Origin of the sequence: Peribacillus sedimenti (assembly GCF_046237635.1) — a bacterium.
In the GTDB taxonomy this organism is placed as follows: domain Bacteria; phylum Bacillota; class Bacilli; order Bacillales; family DSM-1321; genus Peribacillus; species Peribacillus sedimenti.
The window spans coordinates 2,321,435-2,343,185 of the sequence record NZ_CP143547.1 but is presented as its reverse complement, the minus strand read 5'-3'; the positions used below and the strand labels follow the sequence as shown (position 1 = coordinate 2,343,185).

The window sequence follows — 21,751 nt, the reverse complement described above, 5'->3', positions numbered from 1 at the left end:
ATCGAATTACGTAAAAACCACATATCCCGGGTTGATACTATGATATCGCTATGTGGTTACTTTGTTCGATTCCCTGATTTTTATGATGGAGAAATTAACTGTATTTCCTGTCTGCTGCTCGTCTCAAACGCTCTGACCCCGCCAAGCTTTATCATCAGCTGTTCCCGAAACAATGGCCCCTCATAAACAAAGGTATGATACTCTCCGCTTTCACCCATAGGGCACACATCCCTGTCCTTGATTTCAAGATAAAACTTTTCATCCACTTCCCGTCCAAGCCAGGATTGAGGCAGCTTAGCATCAATCACTTTGATGATTTTCGCCTTGTAGCCTGAACTGATAAATTTCTCTAAGGCTCGCAAAGACTCACCTTTGTCCATCCATAGAGGATACATGGCTGCAAGTCCAACTTCATTGCAGACGTTTTCTCCCCATACCCGATGTTCGTCCAAATATAGGTCTCCAAATGCTACTGTGTCCACCCCATATTTAAGCTTTAGTTTTCTTAACTGCTGTTTGAAATCATCTGTGTAGGTGTCAAAACTGCAATATACAAATTCTACCGGAATGTTTAATGCATGCCCTTGCTTTTCGATCGAATCCTTCTTCTCTCCATGTCCGAAGGAACGGCCATCCATGCCGGGCGGCAATGTCGTCATCAAAAAGGAAATATGATAGCCTTGTTCTTTTAATCTGTGCAATGCCATGCAAGCGTCCTTTCCCCCACTCCATGATAAAGCTATATTCTTCATTATTTTACCTCCATATGATTTATAGAATGGTTGTTAACATTGCTTAGCAGCCAGAATTTCCTTGATTCACTGTTACACCAATATAGTTCAGAAGTACAACCGGAACAGAAGTTTGGATACTGAACAGGAGTGTTTGTCAGTAACATACACAATCCCTGAAACACCTATATCCGACAGGGTTTACATATCTGACTTTTCTTCTATAGATTTATATTAACGCATTTTACCAGTATTTCTTAAAAAAGTTTTTCTGTTATACCGGATCAAAAAGTTTTGGCAAAAAGAACGTAAAACTCACCAGCAACAGCAGGAATAGCTTTTATGTCTAAACAAAATAAAAGGCTGCATTTTTTGCAGCCCCCTCAACACTTAATCCCTCCACCAATTATCATACACAGAGATGGACGGATTCCGTTTATGTTCTGTTTTCATGTACCAGCTCTCTATTTGCTCAGCTGCTTCCTCCCTGACTTCTTTCCCTTCCAAATAATCGTCAATTTCATCATACGTGACACCCAGGGCGACTTCATCAGGGATCAGTGGTTTATCATCTTCGAGGTCGGCAGTCGGTACTTTCAAGTAGAGTTTCTCGGGAGCACCCACCGCTTTTAAAATGGCACGTCCCTGTCTTTTATTCAGGCGATATAAAGGCACTAAATCAGCGGCTCCATCACCAAACTTAGTGAAAAATCCTGTTATTGCTTCTGCAGCATGGTCCGTTCCCAATACGACTCCTTTATACATACCGGCCAGATCATATTGCACTTTCATCCTTTCACGCGCCTTTATGTTCCCTTTCAGAAAGTTGGAGAGATTATCATCTGTGGCTTGCTCAACAGCTTGAACGCTTGTGTCCACTGCGGGTTTTATATTAACTGTAACATTTCTGCTAGGCTGAATGAATTCCAGGGCCGTCTGGCGGTCCTCTTCATCTGCTTGTACCCCATAAGGAAGGCTCACTGCGATAAACTGATAGTGGCCGGAACCCCTCTCTTCATTCAATTCATTTACTGCGGTCTGGGCTATATAGCCGCAGAGCGTGGAATCCTGACCTCCAGAAATGCCAAGGACCAGACTTTTCAAGAAATCATATCTTTTTAAATAATCCTTTAAAAAGTCTACACTTCTCCTAAATTCCTGTTCTGGATCAATGTCAGGCTTTACAAGCAATTTTTCGATAATTTCTTTTTGCAGCGGCCGCATTTGGTTCTCCTCCTCTTGTTACGAATTAATTTTCATTGATTCGACTTTTGCTTTAACTTCCTCAATATTCCTCATTTTATTATCCCAACATTTTTGGCTCAAGTCCACCGGATACTCCTCAGGATTTAAGGCACGGAGGTACTCCGGCCATAGCTTCCGCAGGCTTTCGGAAGAGAAGCTCCGGATTTCCTCCATGCTTGGCGGATCGTAGACAAGCTTTCCATCCTTGAATATATTTTCATGCACATCCACCGCATGAAAGTCTGTTACATACTTACTTAAAAATGTGTGTACTGGATGGAACATTTTTAATTTTTCTTCATCATTTGGCGATTCACCTTCCAACGCAATATAATCGCCCTCAGAATGCTCATTGATCTTGTTAATAATCCGGTAAACCCTTTTTATCCCAGGAGTAGTTACCTTCTCCGGATTTGAGGAGATTTTGATCGTATCAACCATATTCCCATTTTCATCTTCAATTGAAACTAGTTTATAAACTGCGCCAAGAGCAGGCTGGTCATAAGCTGTGATAAGCTTTGTTCCGATTCCCCATACATCAATGCGCGCACCTTGAGATTTTAGGTTGACGATCGTGTACTCATCAAGGTCATTAGAGGCCACTATTTTCGCTTCCGTAAAGCCTGCTTCGTCAAGCATGCGTCGGCTTTCCTTTGACAGGTAAGCAAGGTCGCCGCTATCCAGACGAATACCAATGAAGTTTATTTTGTCCCCCATTTCCTTCGCGACACGAATAGCATTTGGGACACCAGAACGCAAAGTGTCGTATGTATCAACTAAGAAGACGCAGTCCTTATGAGTAGTAGCATACTTCTTAAAGGCGGTATATTCGTCCTTGTAAGCCTGTACCATGGCATGTGCATGTGTACCGGCTACAGGGATCCCGAATAATTTCCCTGCCCGGGCATTGCTGGTGGCATCGAACCCCGCTATATAGGCTGCCCTTGCTCCCCAGATTGCCGCATCCATCTCCTGTGCCCGCCGGGTGCCGAATTCCAGGGCCGATTCTTCCCCAATAACCTGCTTGATCCTGGATGCCTTAGTAGCAACTAATGTCTGATAATTTACAATGTTTAATAAAGCAGTTTCCACTAACTGTGCTTCCCCAAGAGGAGCTTCTACCCGGAGGATTGGTTCATTGCCAAAGACAAGTTCCCCCTCTTTCATACAACGAATATTCCCTGAAAAGCGCAAATCCTTTAAATAGGATAGGAAACCTTCTTCATAATGCAGTTCCGAACGAAGATATTCCAAGTCCGTTTCCGAAAAGCGAAAATTGCTTATATAATGAATGATTTTTTCCAGGCCGGCAAAGATGGCATATCCGCTTTTAAACGGCAGCTTCCTGAAAAACAAATCGAATACAGCTTTTCTGGTATGAAGTTTATCATGCCAGTAGGTTTGTGCCATATTGATTTGATATAGATCTGTATGCAGGCCATAACTATCATCAAGATATTTTGTATACATGTAATTTCCTCCTGCTAAAATAAGAAAACTGTTTCAAAAGTTAATAATCTCAGTATTTGCAGATTGGGTTTAAAATAATGGCAAGGGACGGCAAAAACTGATGTCTTTCAGTTGTGTACTTTTATCCGTTAGTTTAAATTATTAAACTTGTTTATCTCTTTATAAAGAAAACTCTGTTGAGTTTACTATATTAATGCCATATTGATCCTGATATTCCTGGAACCGTTTTTCAGATTCTTGCTCGAAGCCTGCAATTGGGCTCATGCAATCATTCAAGATATAAATTTTGGAGGTTACTTCTTTCTGATCTTCAAAGTGCTCCAGGATTTGCCTCAATGACTCTGATACGCAATGAGATTTTGCCTGGCCAGCAATCAAGATTTTATCGAAGTTCATTAACAGCTCCAAAAACTCCAAATTCACATAGTTATTCCTGTCGAACTCCGGTTTTATGATTCCATACATTTCACTTAGCGGGTCCTTGCCCTTCACAATTTTATGGATTGGCGATTTTCTGGCTAAAGAGTGAAAATGAATGAGGTTTGAGAATTGTGCCTCTAATGCAGCACCATGCGTCCCTTCAATGCAATGTAACGGCCAAATGCATAATTGCATTCGTCCCAGCTGCTCTAATTGATGAATGTATTCCAGACTTTCCTCCTGTTTTTCCACCGCTCTCCATGTGCCTTTCCTAACGTCCTCTTCTGAAATGATAGTGAATGGCTCTGGGTGGTTTCCATCGCGATCTATCCACCATATCGGATGGAATATTTGCAAAGGCGTATGAGTATCAAGAGAAACAGCTATAGTCGTGATTTTTTCTAAATTTTTATAGAGGAATTGCGTTATATTTTTCACATCTTTATGGGAATTTGGTACAGCTAATTCCCCGCCTTCCATAAAGTCATTCTGGATATCTATCCCTAAGAATAATACTTTTTGCTGATCAGAACTTGAAGGCGACATTACCTCTTCATTTGCAAATTTATATAAATGGTTCAGTGTATTGGGATTAGGTCCCCCGATGGATGAAAGATCAACAATTTGACTAAACGGTGTCTTCATGAATTTCCCCCTTGCCCAGGTCATAATTTTGTCTGCTGTATGTATAATATTTCACAAACTATTCATTACAGATAATCATCTGTTGCGTTCATAATAATCTTAATCCTCGCCTCTTTTATTTTCAATCAAAAACTACCAATATATTCATATATTCCAAATCACAGCACTTTTTTAATTTAAACTTACTTAATCTTTCTACAAAGTTCCTCAAATAATATGCACTCTTGAATGAAGGGACCTTACCCAAACCTTGTTTAAAAAAAAGCACCACCGGGAGCAAAAAAGGAAATGAACTAAATCGGAGGATATTTCCTCCAGTGTTCATCTCCTTGATCAGAAAGATTTTATACAGGATAAACTCCATGCTTCCTGTGTGTGAATACTTGCTGTTTGCTGATATAGGCTTCAAAACGGCTGATCAGCTCCCTGCGCAGGTCATTCGGCTGTACGATGCTGTCAACAATCATCTCGGAAGCCAGTCTATAAATATCAATATCCTTTTTATATTCTTCTCGCTTCATTTCAATGAATTCAGATCTTTCTTCAGGAGGCAGCTCTTTTATTTTATTTGCATAAACTGCATTCACAGCGGCTTCCGGTCCCATCACAGCGATGGAGGCTGAAGGCAATGCCAGGCAGCAATCCGGTTCAAATGCCGGCCCCGCCATCGCGTATAATCCGGCACCATATGCTTTCCTTACAACCACTGATATTTTCGGGACAGTGGCCTCGCTCATGGCAGAAATCATTTTGGCACCATGTCTGATGATGCCAGCGCGCTCTACTTTTGTACCGATCATAAAGCCTGGAATATCAGCCAGGAACAATAATGGAATGTTGAATGCATCGCATAGGGTGATAAATTTAGCTGCCTTGTCAGCGGAGTCATGGAAAAGTACTCCCCCTTTCACCCGAGGCTGGTTTGCGATTATCCCGATGGAACGCCCATTTAACCTCGCAAGGCCAGTTACAAGCTCAGGAGCAAATAGTTTCTTTATTTCACAGAAGGAACCTGTATCGATGATTCTCTCAACAAAATCATACATGTTAAAAGGTGCATTTTGGTTGGCAGGAATGAGGTCTTCCAATGTTTTTTCAAATTCACCCGCTGGTTCAGCCTCTATAACTGGCGGTTTTTCCTGGTAATTTGCCGGAAAGTAAGCCAGATAACGCCTGGCAAACTCGATTGCTTCTTGTTCGTTCTTTGCCAGCACATCACCGCATCCTGAAACGGAACAATGCATTTTTGCTCCGCCCATCTCCTCCTCTGAAACCTTTTCTCCAATCACCATTTCGGCCATCCTTGGCGAACCAAGATACATGGATGCATTCCCGTCCACCATGACCACGATATCACAGAATGCCGGGATATAAGCACCACCTGCAGCAGATGGACCAAACAATAAACAAATTTGGGGAACTTTTCCAGAAAGCTTCACTTGATTGTAAAAAATCCTGCCAGCTCCCCGGCGGCCCGGAAACATTTCAACCTGGTCAGTGATTCTTGCTCCCGCTGAGTCCACTAGATAAAGCATAGGTACCTGCAGCTTTTCAGCAGTTTCCTGTATCCTGATAATTTTTTCAACTGTCCGCGCTCCCCATGAACCCGCTTTAACAGTCGAATCATTGGCCATGACACAAACAGTCTGTCCATTAATTTTACCCAGGCCTGTTACAACTCCGTCTGCCGGCAAGCCATCATTCATGCAATTGGCAAAAAAAGCATCCTCTACTTCAATGTCCTCGTCGAAAAGCAGCTGCAGTCTCTCGCGGACAAAAAGCTTCCCTTTCTCCGCATTCTTTTCATGGTATTTCTGTAAACCGCCTTTTTTAATTGTTTCCACCGTTTGTATCAGTTTTTCCTGTAAAGACACGAAAATATCCTCCCTTCAGCCTCACTCGCCTGTGTATACCGGGCTCCGTTTTTCTTTAAATGCTTTAAGCCCTTCTAACCGATCCTTGCTGGAAATGGTAGTTCCATAGAATAAGCCCTCAATCTGTAATCCTGTTTGCAAATCCGTATCCATTCCCAGGTTGATCGCTTTTTTGGCAGCTTTTAACGCCAATGGGGCATTTTTGGCTATCTCCTTTGCGATGGCCCATGCTGCCTGCATAAGCTCTTCCTGGCTGGTAACTTTGCTTATGATCCCTAATCTTTCCGCTTCGTTGACATCTATTCTTCTAGCTGTCAGGATCAGTTCCTTTGCTTTTGCCGTACCAATTAAACGCGGTAAACGCTGGGTCCCGCCGGCACCGGGTATGATTCCCAGCGATGTTTCAGTTAGGCCCAATCTAGAATGGGCGGAGGCAATCCTGATATCACATGCCAAAGCAAGCTCCAGTCCCCCGCCAAAAGCAGAACCATTGATGGCTGCTATGACGGGCTGGGGCAAGGCTTCCAGAGCAGATATAGTATCGCCGATCAGCTTAACTGTTCTTCTGACTTCTCCTTCAGCCATTCCGGCCCTCTCTTTTAAGTCTGCGCCGGCACAAAAAGCCTTTTGACCGCTTCCAGTGACAATTATGCAGCGGACAGCCGGTTCATCCTGCAGACCGGCTATCGCATCACCTAATTGGTGGAGCAGCCCGACTGACAGCGCATTGGCTGCTTCCTCCCTATTCAGCGTAATAACAGCGATTTCCTTATGATCTTTGTTTATATCGATAACCTTCGTCATGGCAGCTCCTTTGCGGTTTCAAGTAATGGTTTGGTTGTACATTGACATTAAATGGCTTTGCAGTGGTTTTTTCAATGTCTCCTGTATATAGGAAGCTGCTTTCAACAGTTTGTCTAAATCGATCCCTGTTTCAATGCCCATCTTCTCCAGCATATGGACAAGGTCATCTGTAGCAACATTGCCGCTTGCTCCAGGAGCATATGGACACCCTCCGAGCCCTCCTATAGAGGAATCAAAAGTTGTGATGCCATAATCCAGGCTCTTTATAATATTGGCAAGGGCCATTCCCCTTGTATCGTGGAAATGAAGGGCAAGCAGGCTTGCTTCGTATCTTTTCAACAGAATGTTCAGCATCTCCTCGACCTGTCGCGGATTGGCAACTCCAATTGTATCTCCAAGCGAAATGTCGCTGATCCCCATATCAAAAAGACTATCGCATACTTTCAATACTTGATCGATCGCTACACGCCCCTCATAAGGACATCCAAAAACCGTAGAAACATAGCCTCTGACCATTTTGTGCTCTTTCTTCGCTGTTTGGACGACTTTCTCCAGTACAGGAAATGTATCTCCGATGGATTTGTTTATATTCTTTAGATTATGGCTTTCGCTCGCTGACATGAACACGGAGACCTCATCTACATTTGCTTCAAGTGCCGCTTCCAGTCCGTGCATATTTGGCACAAGTGCCGCATATGTTACTCCTGGTTTTCTCGAAATCTCTTTGGCTACCTTCTTTGCATCACTTAACTGGGGTATCCACTTTGGATGAACGAACGAAGTAATCTCAATATAAGAGAGGCCTGATTGTGAAAGGAGATTGATCCACTCTATTTTATTTTTAGCGTCAAGAATTTCCTTTTCATTCTGCAAACCGTCTCTTGGCCCGACTTCCTTAATCGTGACTTTATCAGGATAACTCATCCAATTCCTCCATACTTCTATTCGACAATGACTAAAACGTCATCCTCGTTTACAAAATCCCCTTCACTTACCTTTATTTCTTTCACTGTCCCGTCACTTTCTGCTGCAATTGGAATTTCCATTTTCATAGATTCGAGAATAACAAGGTCCTGCCCTTCAGTCACATTTTCTCCTACTGAAACCGTTATTTTCCATACACTTCCTGCCATGCTCGCCTTAATTTCTGCCATACTCTGATCCTCCTATGCCTTTGTCATTTTCTGGTTCGAATTTTTATAATATTTTTCAATGAAATCTGTTGTTGTCTCTCCCTTTTTAAAGGCGTCAAGGCCAGCTATTTCCGACAGGGCCGGAATGTTGGTCTTAATTCCCTCCACTCTGTAATCTGCAAGAGCCGATGCCAAGCACGCAATGGCTGCCTCCCTGTTTTCCCCTTTTACTACCAGTTTCGCTATCATTGGGTCATAATATGGAGTTACATGGGATTGTCCATGAACTGCCATTTCATGCCGGATTCCTTCACCCTGTGGAAGGTGCAAAGCTGTGATTTTACCGGGAGACGGATAAAAGGTGTTCGGATCTTCGGCATAAATCCTGACTTCAATGGCGTGTCCCTCTCTTTTAATATCTTGCTGTCTAAAAGAAAGCTCTTCGCCCGATGAAATCCTGATTTGCTGTTCCACTAGGTCTAAGCCGGTAATTTCTTCTGTAACTGGATGTTCCACCTGAAGTCTTGTATTCATTTCAAGAAAATAAAAGTTCTTATCCTTATCTACCAGGAATTCAATCGTTCCAGCGTTTGAATAACCAATCTCCCTAACTGCCCTTACGGCTGCTTCACCCATCCTGTTTCTGGTTTCTTCATCCAAAAAGGGGGATGGGGCTTCTTCTAAGACCTTCTGATGCCTTCGCTGTATGGAACATTCCCGCTCCCAAAGATAGACCGCATTTCCCTTTTCGTCCGCCAGCACCTGTATTTCGATATGACGGGGCTTTTCTATCAGCTTTTCAAGGAACATGTCGCCATTGCCGAAAAACATTTGAGCTCTTTTCTGGTTTCCTTCATAAGCCTTGATTAGTTCTTCCTTGTCCGTTACAGCCTGCATACCTATGCCACCGCCACCGGAGGAAGCCTTTAGCATAATGGGGTATCCGATTTTTTCAGCTTCGATAATTGCCTCATCCACGTTCCCCAATGGTCTAGATAACCCGGGAACTAAAGGAAGACCGGCTTTTTCCATTGTGTTTCTTGACTCGATTTTACTGCCCATCTGGCTGATCACCTTTGGACTTGGCCCGATAAAGGTAATTCCTTCTTTCTGGCAGCGTTCGGCAAATCCAGCATTTTCACTTAAGAATCCGTAACCTGGATGAATTGCCTCGCAGGCTGTCTCTTTCGCAATCTCAATAATTTTATCAACGTTTAAATAACTTTCCTGCACTCTTGGCCCGCCCAACAAATAACTTTCATCCGCCATGGAAACGAATGGAGCCTCCCTGTCAGCTTCGGAGTATACAGCCACCGATTTTATCCCTAATTTTTCACAAGTTCGGATTACCCTTGCTGCAATCTCGCCGCGGTTCGCTATCAATATTTTCTTAAACATTGACTAATCCCTCCTCTCTACGTCCTCGCCAATAAATCCATTGCCTTCTCCTTTAGTTTGTATTTCTGGATTTTCCCTGAAGCTGTCATTGGGTAGTGGTCTGTAAATTCGATGTATCTCGGAATCTTAAACCTAGCTATTTTCCCCTCACAATAAGCTTTAATGGAATCAGCAGTTAAGGATTGCCCGTCCTTAGGAATAATCCAGGCCATAATTTCTTCTCCGTACTTTTCATCCGGTACCCCGATCACCTGGACATCCAGGACAGCCGGATGCTGATATAAGTACTCTTCGATTTCCCTTGGATACACATTCTCCCCTCCACGAATGATCATATCCTTGAGACGTCCTGTAATACGGCAATAGCCATTTCCATCCATCACAGCCAAATCTCCTGTATGGAGCCAGCCATCAGGATCAATGGCATCCTTTGTTGCATCGGGATTGTTATAGTACCCTTTCATTACATGGTAGCCCCTGGTACACAATTCCCCTTGTACTCCCCGCTCCACTTCATTTGCGGTACCGGGCTTTACTATTTTGACTTCTACATGGGGCAAGGCGCGTCCGACCGTCGAAACCCTCAGTTCAATAGGGTCATCTGTTCTCGTCTGGGTTATCCCCGGGGATGATTCCGTCTGCCCGTATACAATGGTAATCTCGGAAGCGCCCATTTTGCCGACTACGTTTCTCATTACCTCAATCGGACAGTTGGAGCCAGCCATAATCCCTGTCCTGAGGCTTGAAAGATCATAGGTATCAAAATCATCCACATTCAGCTCGGCAATAAACATCGTTGGCACGCCATGAAGTGCCGTACATTTTTCTGCCTCGACCGTTTGGAGAACCTCTTTTGGATTGAACTCCTCAAGAGGAACCATCGTGGCCCCCACCGATACACATGCCATCGTTCCAAGCACACATCCAAAACAATGAAAGAATGGTACAGGAATGCAAAGCCTGTCATTTAATGTAAGCTTCATGCATGAAGCGATATTGAAGCCATTATTCACCAGATTGGAATGTGTCAGCATAACCCCCTTAGGAAATCCTGTTGTTCCGGAAGTATATTGCATATTAATGACTTCCATGGGGTCCATGGCATCCATGCGCGCATCCAGCATTTCATCCGACACTTTATCTTTTCCGTCCATCACATCTGCCCACGCGTAAGTGCCTGGGTACCTGTTTTCCCCAAGGATGATAACATTTCGAAGCTTTGGGAGCCTCGAAGAGGTTAGCTTACCTGGTTCACAGTCCTTCAATTCAGGAACGATTTCATAAAGAGTGTCAATATAGGAATGGTCCTTGAATTTTTCCATCAGAATGAGAGTAGTGGAATCAGATTGTTTTAACAGGTATTCAAGCTCGCCTGCACGGTAATTTGTGTTTACCGTAACAAGCACCGCGCCCATTTTGCCTGTAGAAAACTGAGTAATCAGCCATTCAGGTTTATTTGTTGCCCATATGGAAACGTGTTCACCTTTTTCAATGCCGATTGACATAAAACCGCGTGCCGCTTCACGGCAGATTCGTTCAAATTCCTTATACGTATACCGAAGTCCTAGCTTATGATACACAACCGCTTCCTTTTCTCCAGCAGCCTCAGCTGTTTTCTCCAGCAGCCTGCCAACAGTCACTGTCAATAAATCCGACATGGCACTCCTCCTACTAAGAAAAAATGATACACACACATATCTCTTCTTAAGCCTGGATGAATACGCTTAGGGGTCAATATCAAACTAGCAGCCTAGCTGCCTCGCTATCACGACTCTCTGTATTTCCGATGTACCTTCACCGATTTCCAGCAGCTTAGCATCACGCAGGTAGCGCTCCACTTCATACTCACGCATGTAGCCTGATCCTCCATGGATTTGGATTGCCTGGTTACATGCCCTGAAAGCCATTTCGGAAGCAAACAGCTTCGCATAGGCAGATTCCTTGGTGAATGGTTTTTTATTATCTTTAAGACATGCAGCCTTATATACCATATTTCTTGCCAATTCAATTTCCATGGCCATATCTGCAAGCTTGAATTGGATTGCCTGGAAATTCGAGATTGGCTGCCCAAACTGCTCACGCTGTTTTGAGTAAGCAAGCGACCTTTCGAAAGCGGCCTGGGCCAGCCCCACAGCAAGTGCGGCAATGGAAATCCTTCCGCCATCAAGTGTATACAAAAATTGTTTAAATCCTTTTTCTGGGTCACCTAAAATATTCTCCTTCGGGACTCTCACATCCTTTAGAATAATCTCGCATGTATTGGATGCACGCACTCCCATCTTTTCATAGCTGCAATTGATGGTAAGACCCGGAGTATCCACCGGAACCAGAAATGCTGAAATGATATTCCTGCCGCGTTCATCTTTTCCCGATACTGCCGTGACCGTAATCACACTTGCATAGCCGGCATTGGTGATCCAGCATTTCTCCCCATTTATCACATATTCATCACCATCCAGAACAGCCCTTGTTCGCGTTCCTCCAGCATCACTGCCTGCATTCGTTTCTGTCAGTCCAAAGGATGCGAGCGATTCTCCCTTTGCAAGTGGAACCAGGAACCTCCGCTTCTGTTCTTCGGTACCGAAATAGTAGATTGGACTTGCTCCGAGTGAAACGGCAGCCGCATAGCTCAATCCTGTCCCGCCGCATGCCTTTCCTATCTCTTCGACAGCAATAGCATAAGATACCGTATCGCCTCCTGAACCCCCGTATTCCTCTGGGAAAGGTATTCCAAGCAGCCCTAGTTCACCCATTTTTTTAAACGCATCTTCAGCAAACTTTGATTTTTCATCAAGCTCGATGGCGATTGGCTTGATTTCCTTTTCTGCGAACTCACTAACCATTTCCTTTATCATTTTCTGTTCCTTTGTAAGTTCAAAATCCATATAAAAGCCTCCTAAAAAATAGTCAAAAGCTTTGCGCGGACCGACTGGTTGGTCTGTTGTATTTCTGAAGGGGCCGTTACTTTTTCTGATAGTCTTGCAAACAATCATATTGTAAGCGCTTACTGTTGAGTGCTGCGTCAGATGCTATAGCCCTCAGGATTATGTCCAGATATATATCAGCGATTTCATCAATTGAGTTTATGCCGTCTTTTTTATACCACTTATATGTCCAGTTCACCATTCCCAAGATAGACATTCCAGTTATCTCAACAGAAAGGTCTTCCCGGAATTCACCTGCATCTATTCCTTCCCGGATGACCTGGAATAATATATTCTTATAGCATTGTCGCTTTTCTCGAATTGCACTGGCATATTGGGGCTTCAGATAAATGCTTTCCTGGTAAAATACTGAGATGTGGGATTTATAGAGGTCGAATACTTTGACGAAAGATTTAATAATTCTCCGAAGTTTATCAGTAGGTGTTTTGCATGTGGCAATAGCTTCTTTGGCCTTCGTTACAACATATGAAATAAAATAGTCATGGATTACAAATAGAAGTTCATCCTTAGATTGAAAATGATGATAAAAGCCGCCCTTTGACGTGCCGCTTGCCTTCACAATCTGGTTGACTGTGACACCATGAAAGCCATGTTTCTCAAAAAGCGTGAGTGAGGTTTCTATTATTTTGTCCTTAAGATCCGTGCTTCAACACCCCTTTCGGATTTAGGGAAAGATAGCAGCTTCGATTCGATTTTATGTAAAAAATTTGAAATTGTCAAACTTAATTTTGAAAGCGCTGTCAAAAACGTTCCCTAATGAAATAGACTGATCTCTTTTTATGAGAATCAGTCCATTTCTCTTACACATTCAATTCACCAAGTTCAGCCAATCTTTTTCTGTCCAGATATCTCCTTGGAGTTCCATAATATGCTGTATGGCTAAAATTAGGATGCACTGATTCAAAACAGACAGCAATTGGACTATCTAATAACCAGGGGAAATGGCGGAAAAACTTTCGGTCGCCATACATCATGGCTTGGAGTGCAAGTTCGAGGTCCTTTTGGAAAATCAAATACCTTACTTTTGATATATTCTCATCATATTCCCCACCACTGATATATATTTTTATGGAAAGGTAATACTGGCCCAGATGGGTATGCCACTCACCAAGTACCTCATCCCTCATTTTCTGATTGATTTTAGCATAATCATAATGCGGACCAATGCTTAAAAATAAATCGCCACTAAGATCGGAATGCGTTAAAGTGTATTTTCTTCCATCAGCAGGATGACTTTCCGTTACAGGGGGAATATAGGTCACTGTCAGTTTCTCCGGATTAAACTTAGACATGGCAAGCTTCTCCTTTCCGACTATGTCGTGTTTGCTTGCCATATTGTATGTTATTTGCCTATTAAAGGTGAATTCTTTAAGATCGATAGAAAACTTGTTACATGCCATATTTTTTAATCTGGAATCTTATCATCAGCCTAAAAACCCATTCGCAAAACTGAGGTGGGAATAAGGCTGCCACCAACCTTCCATGTTATAGAGGACTGCCTGATACATTTATAGTCTGTATCCCTCATTGACATCAGACCGGATCGGTCAGTTTATTTTAGCCTGCCGTCTGAATGAGAAAATGCGGAATGCCCCTCCAAGTACTTTCCATCTACGATATCCCTCACAAACCTTTGTTATTATGTTGTGGCAAGGCTTACTGAACCCGATCTATAAGAACCAGGGAAACTTACACAGACTCAGACATATACATAAGTCTATTTTTCACACCAGATCCCCATTAATTGCCTTTCGCTTTTTGGCGAAGTCGGCTGTCCTTCATGAAAATGGACCAAAAGTAAACAAAGCCCGGAAATAATATCGCAAAACCGACTATATACGTAACAAAAACTGCCCGAAATGAGTTAGGATCAGTAAAACCAGATTGGATTGTAATATCCGGATACACTAAATACGGCATATGTGCCCTTCCATAAACGAGTGAAGCTATCATGTATTGAATGGTGATCGCAATTACGGCAATTCTTGGAAAACCTGTAGTTTCCTTTTTTGTAAAATACGGAAAATATAGTGCTACTCCTCCAATTATAAAAAAGCCTACAGAAACAAGAAGCAATGGAAAATCATCCATCATCCTGTCATATAGCCAATTGGCTTCATCCTTTAATGTAAGCATTACAATGACCGCCGTGCCTAAAGAAAGAGGACCTGTGAACATAGCATCTCTCCTGTATATAAGGTACGCATCATGTTCACCGGCAGCGCGTGAATAATCTGAAAGTAATAGAGATGACAGAAACAGGCTGCTAAAGATCGCAAAACCTATAAATGCATATTCATTCGGACTGGTAAAGAGTCTTCCTAGATCCAGCATATGGCCTCCGTCAACTGCATCCACAAAGCCGCCATGTGAGATTGGCAGCACGCTGATCAGGAGTCCAGGAATAATGATTCCTGTAATCCCAGTGATATAAGTAAGTATTTTTCTGTATTCGTGAGCAGTATGTGAAAATACCAGGAAAGCACTTCGCAAGGCAAGCAGAAGCAATATAATGCTGCCAGGAATGATCAGGATTGTTCCCAATGTATAAGCCGCACCCGGAAACATGCTGTAAATGGCAACTACGAGGGCAACGATAAAAGTATTAGTTACTTCCCATGTCGGGGATAGGTAGCGATTTGCTATATTGGTTGCCTTATTCTTTTCCCGGTTGATATAGAGCATGGACCAGAAGCCTGCCCCGAAATCCATCGTTGCCATAACAGAGTATATAAACACAAATCCCCATAGTACAAGACTGGCTATGACTGCATCTGACATATGTTTCTCCCCTTTTTACGAATTAGCTCCAAATAGCGGGACACCTTTTTGTTCTGCGCGATTCAAATCATCCTCAATTGTATTTCTTTTAAAGTAGTAAAGAAGTACAAAGATGACTGCTGCGGCCAAAATTACATATACGAGCAAGAACAGGATAAACAAAGTACCCAGGTTTTGGGCTGAAGTGACCGCATTCGCCGTGGTTAGCACCTTATATATTGTCCACGGCTGGCGTCCTGTACAGGAAAAAATCCAGCCGCATTCGATTGCGATTACAGCCAGGGGTCCTGAGGCTACAAGAAGCCACAATAAGATTCTCGGGAATGTATCACGCTTGAACCACTTGCTCCAAATAATCGTTGCCAAGGCGAGTAAGATTAACAGTGAGCCGATTCCAACCATCGCATTGAAAAGGGTATGGACAAATAATGGAGGCCACTCTTCCTCAGGAAAATCGTTAAGGCCGGTAACCTTCGTATCAAAGCTATTCCCAGCCAGGAAACTGAGAGCCCAGGGAATTTCTATACTCCATTTTACCTCTTTGGTTTCTCTATCAGTAAAACCACCAATAGTTAATGGCGCATGTGTCTGTGTTTCGAATAATCCCTCTGCGGCAGCGAGCTTTTCTTTTTGATACTCATGCAGATGTTGTGCTGTTGCATGTCCGTTTAAGGCTGTGGCCAATGAAAAAGCTCCACCGATGATTACGCTTAGCATCAATGCCTTTTTGTGGAAATTGTAAAGTTTAGCTGAAGGTCCCAGCTTCAACATTTTATAAGCAGCTACAGATGCCACAACAAACGCGCCGGTAGTGTATGCTGACACAGCTACATGACCTGCTGTGACAAAAAAACCAGGATTGAAGAAGGCAGCCCATGGATCTACATCAACAATGCGCCCATCCTCTACCCGAAATCCAGCTGGCGTGCTCTGGAAAGCATGTACATTTGTAATTAATACCGCTGAAGACAGGGCCCCCAAGGCGACAAGCAGCAGGCTTACGATCCTCGCCCAGGGGGGTATGCGCTCAGCAGCATACACATAAATGGACATGAACAATGCTTCAATGAAAAAGGCATAAATTTCAATCTGGAAAGGGAGTGCCATCACCCGGCCGATTACTTCCATGAAACCTGGCCAGAGCAATGATAACTGAACCCCTGCTATAGTCCCAGTAGGAATACCCACGCCCAGCAAGACAGCGAAAGCCTTAGTCCACCTCTTAGCCATAACGACATATTGATAATCCTTCGTTCTCTGGTACAGTAATTCTGCAGACAGAATCATCAGGGGAAGGCCTACTCCTATTGTTGCAAAGATGATATGGAAAGCCATATTCGTTCCAAACATTGAACGTGCAATTAATAAATCATCCATCGTGATCTTCCCTTCATAGAAATAAGTGTTTCTTATTATTTCCATGAATAACTAAATTATTGATTTATTTTTCGCTTGTTTCAGTTAAGCTAATAAAAAATAGTCGGTCATACTATTTCCGAACATGGCAGTTTATATCAATACAGAATTAACCATAATTGAGTATAGCCATCTTAAAAGCAGCAAAAAAGCCAAGTCAAATTATTGACCTGGCTCGCTTACATATTATTGGTCGATATCTGTTTTAGGCTCTTCTACACTTACTTTCCATAATGCATGCAATTTGCCGCTTTCCGACTCATCCACAACAAAAGAGCCATTGGTATATCGGTCATTGAATCTTGTGGAAGATACCTGCACACTTTCAATTACACCTTTTTCCGTTTCTACAAAAATCGTATCCGTAGGAAGTACCGTTTCAAAGCCGGTAATCCGATGTGGATTTGATTTTAATTCACGCAGGACCACAACGCCTCTCTTTGCCCTGCTGGTTTTTTCAAATTCCGAAAGCTTCATCTTTTTTACAGCACCGCGTTGAGTAACAATAAAGATTGCTTCGCCAGCGGCATGATGAAGCAGTTTTCCTCCGACTACAAAATCTCCGTCCTTCAGGTTCATTCCTTTGACACCAGCAGCTCTGGCACCGACCAGTCCCACTTCCTCTTCACTGAACCACAATGCAAAGCCGTAGTGGCTTACCATGAAGATGTCAGCATTGCCAGAGGTAAGGTGGACATCGGTCAGCTGATCATCGCCTTTTAAGTTTATAGCGACAAGCGGTTTTGAATAACGAGTTGCCTTATATGCTTTTAACTCCGTCTTTTTCACCATGCCATTTCTTGTAACGAACAGTAGATAATTCTGCTGCTCGAAGTCCTTAACTGGCAGTACTTTTACGATTTGTTCATCACTTTCTATCGGTATGATATTGGCAATATGTTGGCCCGTTTCCTTCCAGCGGATATCTGGGAGCTGGTGAACCGGACAATATAGATAATTGCCTTTGTTGGTAAATAGCAGCAATACATCTGTGGTGTTCATCTCAAGCTTCTGCAGCAGCCTGTCAGAATCCTTCATTCCAAAATCAAGGCCGCCCGAAGCAGCATATGAACGAAGAGATGTCCGTTTCACATACCCTTCCTTGGTTACGGTAACTACCACATCTTCACTGGCAACGAGTACTTCAAGATTAATTTTGATTTCTTCAATCTCGTCTTCAATTTTCGAACGGCGTGGATCGTTGTAATCCCTTTTCACCTGTCTCAGCTCTTTTTTTATCACTGAAAGCAACGCTCTTTCACTTTCCAGGATCCTTGTAAGCTCTTCAATTTTCTTGTGCAATTCCTCGGCTTCCTGTTGGAGCGCTGTTATATCCGTGTTGGTCAGACGGTATAGCTGCAAAGAAACGATGGCTTCTGCCTGAGGCTCCGTAAATTGGAACTTGGCTATCAAATTGTCCTTTGCATCCCTTTTATCCTTTGAAGCTCGAATGGTAGCAATGACTTCATCGAGGATGGATAAAGCCTTCATCAGTCCGTCTACAATATGAGCTCTATCACGTGCTTTTTGTAGCTCATAACGCGAGCGGTTGATAATGACCTGCCTGCGGTGATCGATGAAGGCATCCAGCATTTTTGGAAGGGTCATCAGGGTTGGACGCTTCTTGTAGATCGCAACCATATTGAAATTATAAGTAATCTGCAAGTCGGAATTTTTATATAAATAGTGTAATACCCCGTTTGCATCTGCTTCTTTTTTCAGTTCAATCACCACCCGAAGGCCCGTCCGATCGGTTTCGTCCCTTACTTCGGCGATTCCTTCAACTTTGCGGTCGATCTTGAATTCATCTATCTTTCTTACAAGGTTAGCCTTATTCACTTCATATGGAATCTCAGTGACTACTATCTGCTGTTTTCCACCGCGAATCTCTTCGATTTCAGCTTTGCCCCGGATAATGATTTTTCCCTTTCCAGTTTCATAGGCTTTTTTGATGCCTTCTATGCCCTGGATAATGCCACCTGTCGGAAAATCTGGCCCTTTAATTACTGTCATCAAATCGTCGACAGTCGCATCAGGTTTGTCTATTTTCAAGATGGCAGCATCAATCACCTCACCCAATTGATGCGGTGGAATTTCCGTTGCATAACCCGCAGAAATCCCAGTAGAGCCGTTCACCAGCAGGTTCGGATATATAGCAGGCAAAACAACCGGTTCATTGGAGGTATCGTCAAAGTTCGGAACAAAATCTACCGTCCTTTTATCGATATCTTTGAGCAATTCTGAAGCAATGGCAGATAGCCTCGCTTCGGTATAACGCATGGCAGCAGGAGGATCCCCGTCGATACTTCCGTTATTGCCGTGCATTTCTATCATGATATTCCTAAGCTTCCAGTCCTGGCTCATGCGCACCATGGCTTCGTAAACAGACGAATCGCCATGGGGATGATAATTACCAATTACATTCCCGACTGTCTTGGCAGCTTTGCGGAAGTTCTTTTCGTGTGTATTCCCTTCGACATGCATGGCATATAAAATCCGCCGCTGAACTGGCTTTAATCCATCCCGTGCATCAGGAAGGGCGCGGTCCTGGATAATATATTTACTGTAACGGCCAAAACGGTCGCCAATAACCTCTTCAAGAGGCAAATCCCTATATTTTTCTAAAGATGACATCTTATTTGACCTCCTCTGTAACCGATATATTTTCATTATCTAAAATATTCGATTCCTCTTCGAGACCAAACGCTACATTCGACTCAATCCACTTACGACGCGGTTCTACTTTGTCCCCCATCAGGGTTGTAACACGTCTTTCGGCCCGTGCGCCATCATCGATCTTGACACGGATCAACGTCCTGGTCTCAGGGTTCATCGTAGTCTCCCAGAGCTGGTCCGCATTCATTTCCCCCAGTCCTTTATAACGCTGAAGGATATACCCTTTGCCGACTTTTTTGATAGCTCCCTGGAGTTCGTCATCGCTCCATGCGTATTCAATGACTTCTTTCTTGCCTGTACCTTTGCTTACTTTATATAACGGCGGCAATGCGATATAAATCTTGCCGGCCTCAATCAACGGCTTCATGTAACGGTAAAAGAAGGTTAATAACAGGACTTGGATATGGGCGCCATCTGTATCCGCATCAGTCATAATAATAATCTTGTCATAATTGGCATCATCCACAACAAACTCTGGCCCTACACCGGCGCCGATCGCATGGATAATGGTATTGATTTCTTCATTTTTGAAGATATCCTGCAGCTTGGCCTTTTCTGTATTTATTACCTTGCCCCTTAGCGGCAGCACTGCCTGGAATCTGCGGTCACGCCCTTGCTTAGCTGACCCACCTGCGGAATCGCCCTCTACCAGGTATAATTCATTCTTTTGTGGATTTCTGGATTGTGCCGGGGTCAGTTTCCCTGAGAGAACAGCCTCTGATTTCTTCCTCTTCTTTCCACTTCTTGCGTCTTCCCTTGCTTTGCGTGCTGCTTCCCGGGCCTGGAAGGCTTTAATTGCTTTCTTTATTAAAAGAGAGCTTGTATTTGGGTTCTCCTCAAAGAAATACGCCAAATGCTCTGAAACGATGGCATCGACTGCCGACCTTGCCTCACTTGTGCCAAGCTTGCTCTTGGTCTGTCCTTCAAACTGGAGAAATTCCTCAGGAATCCTGACGGAGATGATGGCTGATAATCCTTCCCGAATGTCAGACCCCTCCAGGTTTTTATCCTTTTCCTTCAATAGGCCAGTCTTTCTAGCATAGTCGTTAAACGCCCGCGTCATTGCTGTTTTTGCACCAACTTCATGAGTTCCGCCATCCTTGGTCCTGACATTATTCACAAAGCTTAACACATTTTCCGAATATCCATCATTGAACTGAAAAGCAAAATCCACTTCAAGGCCATTTTGCTGTCCATCAAAACTGATTACAGAATGGAGTGTATCTTTTTCCTCATTTAAATATTGAACAAAGGCTTCGATGCCGTTTTCATAATGGAAAATATCATGCTGGTCATATCGTTCATCTATCAATTCAATCTTCATGCCTTTTAGCAGGAAAGCTGATTCCCGTAATCTTTCGGACAACGTATCATAATTAAACGTGGTAACAGAAAAAATAGATGCATCCGGCTTGAAGTGAATTTTTGTGCCGGTCTGATTCGTCTTCCCTAATTTTTCTAATGTGGTTTGAGGCTTGCCTCCCTCAGCAAATCTTTGTTCATAAATAAAGCCGTCTCTTTTTATGGTTACGACGAGCGATTCCGATAGGGCGTTTACGACCGATGCACCTACCCCATGCAGCCCTCCGCTTGTCTTATAGCCCCCCTGGCCGAATTTTCCGCCGGCGTGAAGAACAGTCAAGATGATTTCCGGAGTTGGCTTGCCCATTTTGTGCATTCCGGTAGGCATACCCCTGCCTTTATCAGTCACGCTCACGCTATTGTCTTTATGGATCTTGACGATAATGTGGTCCCCATGCCCCGCCAAAGCTTCGTCCACGGAGTTATCTACAATCTCATATACAAGATGATGCAGGCCTCTCGCATCTGTGCTGCCTATGTACATCCCCGGCCGTTTCCTTACTGCCTCAAGGCCTTCCAGTACCTGAATCGCATCATCGTTATATTCGATTGTTTTTACGTTTCTTGCCACAGATATTCCCCTTTCGTTGCAAAACACAATTGCCTCGCCCTACCAATCAGGGCAGGGCTCCAACGCTCGCAGCAGCAAATTAAGATGCTTCTGGCGTTCTGTTTTAAACACTTTAAGCAAAGTCTTATAAATCCTTTTTTAAAAATTAGAATTAACAATCATATTTATTCACTCTTACTAAGATAAGTATAATCAATTTATCCAGAAAGAACAAATGTTCGATTGATTTTCATACTTTTGCCGTATTTCTACGTTTATTTTTTGTGTCTCTTTATAGTAT

The 21,751-nt window shown here is 43.3% G+C and carries 17 protein-coding genes; all 17 read right to left on the bottom strand.

The features are described from left to right. Window positions 1-80 precede the first annotated feature (80 nt). The 17 genes from V1500_RS11560 to parE all read right to left on the bottom strand — a co-directional run bounded on the left by V1500_RS11560 (window position 81) and on the right by parE (window position 21,471). On the bottom strand, window positions 81-752 hold the full coding sequence (locus V1500_RS11560) for a diphthine--ammonia ligase (RefSeq protein ID WP_409305680.1): 672 nt from the start codon (window positions 750-752) through the stop codon (window positions 81-83). A gap of 369 nt (window positions 753-1,121) precedes the next feature. Further along, a complete protein-coding gene (nadE, locus tag V1500_RS11555) occupies window positions 1,122-1,955 on the bottom strand; it encodes an ammonia-dependent NAD(+) synthetase (RefSeq protein WP_409305679.1) in 834 nt (277 codons plus the stop codon). An 18-nt stretch (window positions 1,956-1,973) separates the two neighbouring features. Beyond that, window positions 1,974-3,446, bottom strand: a complete 1,473-nt coding sequence (locus tag V1500_RS11550) for a nicotinate phosphoribosyltransferase (protein WP_409305678.1) — start codon at window positions 3,444-3,446, stop codon at window positions 1,974-1,976. Between the two features lie 159 nt (window positions 3,447-3,605). Further along, on the bottom strand, window positions 3,606-4,511 hold the full coding sequence (locus V1500_RS11545; protein WP_409305677.1) for a hypothetical protein: 906 nt from the start codon (window positions 4,509-4,511) through the stop codon (window positions 3,606-3,608). Between the two features lie 344 nt (window positions 4,512-4,855). After that, entirely contained in the window at window positions 4,856-6,385 is a 1,530-nt protein-coding gene (locus tag V1500_RS11540; RefSeq protein WP_409305676.1) for an acyl-CoA carboxylase subunit beta, read from the bottom strand. A 21-nt stretch (window positions 6,386-6,406) separates the two neighbouring features. Further along, window positions 6,407-7,189 (bottom strand): enoyl-CoA hydratase, encoded by a 783-nt coding sequence (locus tag V1500_RS11535; RefSeq protein WP_409305675.1) that lies wholly within the window; start codon window positions 7,187-7,189, stop codon window positions 6,407-6,409. Window positions 7,190-7,207: 18 nt separating this feature from the next. After that, window positions 7,208-8,113, bottom strand: a complete 906-nt coding sequence (locus tag V1500_RS11530) for a hydroxymethylglutaryl-CoA lyase (RefSeq protein WP_409305674.1) — start codon at window positions 8,111-8,113, stop codon at window positions 7,208-7,210. A 17-nt stretch (window positions 8,114-8,130) separates the two neighbouring features. Then, entirely contained in the window at window positions 8,131-8,343 is a 213-nt protein-coding gene (locus tag V1500_RS11525) for an acetyl-CoA carboxylase biotin carboxyl carrier protein subunit (RefSeq protein ID WP_409305673.1), read from the bottom strand. A 12-nt stretch (window positions 8,344-8,355) separates the two neighbouring features. Beyond that, on the bottom strand, window positions 8,356-9,720 hold the full coding sequence (locus V1500_RS11520; protein ID WP_409305672.1) for an acetyl/propionyl/methylcrotonyl-CoA carboxylase subunit alpha: 1,365 nt from the start codon (window positions 9,718-9,720) through the stop codon (window positions 8,356-8,358). A 17-nt stretch (window positions 9,721-9,737) separates the two neighbouring features. After that, window positions 9,738-11,378: an AMP-binding protein gene (locus tag V1500_RS11515; RefSeq protein WP_409305671.1), complete on the bottom strand. Its 1,641-nt coding sequence runs from the start codon at window positions 11,376-11,378 to the stop codon at window positions 9,738-9,740. Window positions 11,379-11,462: 84 nt separating this feature from the next. Then, the gene (locus V1500_RS11510; protein ID WP_409305670.1) at window positions 11,463-12,605 is read right to left on the bottom strand and encodes an acyl-CoA dehydrogenase; all 1,143 of its coding nucleotides are present in this window, start codon (window positions 12,603-12,605) and stop codon (window positions 11,463-11,465) included. Window positions 12,606-12,681: 76 nt separating this feature from the next. Further along, window positions 12,682-13,290 carry a TetR/AcrR family transcriptional regulator gene (locus V1500_RS11505; RefSeq protein ID WP_409305969.1) on the bottom strand — a complete coding sequence of 203 codons (609 nt, stop codon included), beginning with the start codon at window positions 13,288-13,290 and terminating at the stop codon, window positions 12,682-12,684. A gap of 175 nt (window positions 13,291-13,465) precedes the next feature. Further along, window positions 13,466-13,957, bottom strand: a complete 492-nt coding sequence (locus V1500_RS11500; RefSeq protein WP_409305669.1) for a staygreen family protein — start codon at window positions 13,955-13,957, stop codon at window positions 13,466-13,468. A gap of 448 nt (window positions 13,958-14,405) precedes the next feature. Next, window positions 14,406-15,446: a cytochrome d ubiquinol oxidase subunit II gene (locus V1500_RS11495; protein ID WP_409305668.1), complete on the bottom strand. Its 1,041-nt coding sequence runs from the start codon at window positions 15,444-15,446 to the stop codon at window positions 14,406-14,408. 15 nt (window positions 15,447-15,461) lie between these two features. Next, window positions 15,462-16,823, bottom strand: coding sequence for a cytochrome ubiquinol oxidase subunit I (locus tag V1500_RS11490; protein ID WP_409305667.1), 1,362 nt, complete (start codon window positions 16,821-16,823; stop codon window positions 15,462-15,464). A 225-nt stretch (window positions 16,824-17,048) separates the two neighbouring features. Then, window positions 17,049-19,496 (bottom strand): DNA topoisomerase IV subunit A, encoded by a 2,448-nt coding sequence (gene parC, locus V1500_RS11485; protein WP_409305666.1) that lies wholly within the window; start codon window positions 19,494-19,496, stop codon window positions 17,049-17,051. A gap of 1 nt (window position 19,497) precedes the next feature. Further along, complete coding sequence (gene parE, locus V1500_RS11480) at window positions 19,498-21,471, bottom strand: DNA topoisomerase IV subunit B (RefSeq protein WP_409305665.1); 1,974 nt, start codon at window positions 21,469-21,471, stop codon at window positions 19,498-19,500. Window positions 21,472-21,751: the final 280 nt, after the last annotated feature.